The sequence below is a fragment of the Paenibacillus sp. 2003 genome (assembly GCF_031455635.1).
GTDB classification, from domain to species: domain Bacteria; phylum Bacillota; class Bacilli; order Paenibacillales; family Paenibacillaceae; genus Paenibacillus; species Paenibacillus amylolyticus_B.
The window spans coordinates 1-1,034 of the sequence record NZ_JAVDTB010000021.1; the positions used below are offsets into that span (position 1 = coordinate 1).

1 rRNA gene is annotated in these 1,034 nt (G+C 52.9%); it reads right to left on the minus strand.

Features of this window, described 5'->3' with window-relative positions:
* Positions 1–1,034, minus strand: a 23S ribosomal RNA gene (locus J2X75_RS30285); the annotation flags it as partial.

A 1,034-nucleotide genomic window follows, 5' to 3' on the forward strand; every position in this document is an offset into this window, starting at 1 on the left:
ACGGGGTCATTTTGCCGAGTTCCTTAACGAGAGTTCTTCCGCGCGCCTTAGAATACTCTTCTCGCCTACCTGTGTCGGTTTGCGGTACGGGCACCTTCACCTGGCTAGAGGCTTTTCTTGGCAGTGTGAGATCATGACCTTCGCTACTATAATTTTCGCTCCCCATCACAGCTCAGCCTTACAATGTGCGGATTTGCCTACACATCAGCCTCACTGCTTAGACGGACATCCATCAGTCCGCGTCACTACCCTACTGCGTCCCCCCATTGCTCATAACGGCTTACGGTGGTACAGGAATTTCGACCTGTTGTCCTTCGACTACGCCTTTCGGCCTCGCCTTAGGTCCCGACTTACCCTGAGCGGACGAGCCTTCCTCAGGAACCCTTAGGCTTTCGGCGGATCAGATTCTCACTGATCTTTTCGTTACTCATACCGGCATTCTCACTTGTATAATGTCCAGCGCTCCTTACGGTACACCTTCAACCCTTATACAACGCTCCCCTACCCCTGATGCAAAGCATCAAGCCATAGCTTCGGTGGTGTGTTTAGCCCCGTTACATTTTCGGCGCAGAGTCACTCGACCAGTGAGCTATTACGCACTCTTTCAATGGTGGCTGCTTCTAAGCCAACATCCTGGTTGTCTGTGCAACTCCACATCCTTTCCCACTTAACACACACTTGGGGACCTTAGCTGATGGTCTGGGCTGTTTCCCTTTTGACAATGGATCTTAGCACTCACTGTCTGACTCCCGGAAGTAAGTCTATGGCATTCGGAGTTTGACTGAGCTTGGTAACCCTTGCGGGCCCCGCACCCAATCAGTGCTCTACCTCCACGACTCTGTTTTCCGAGGCTAGCCCTAAAGCTATTTCGGGGAGAACCAGCTATCTCCGAGTTCGATTGGAATTTCTCCGCTACCCCCACCTCATCCCCGCATTTTTCAACATGCGTGGGTTCGGGCCTCCAGTGCGTGTTACCGCACCTTCACCCTGGACAGGGGTAGATCACCCGGTTTCGGGTCTACGTCCACGTACTA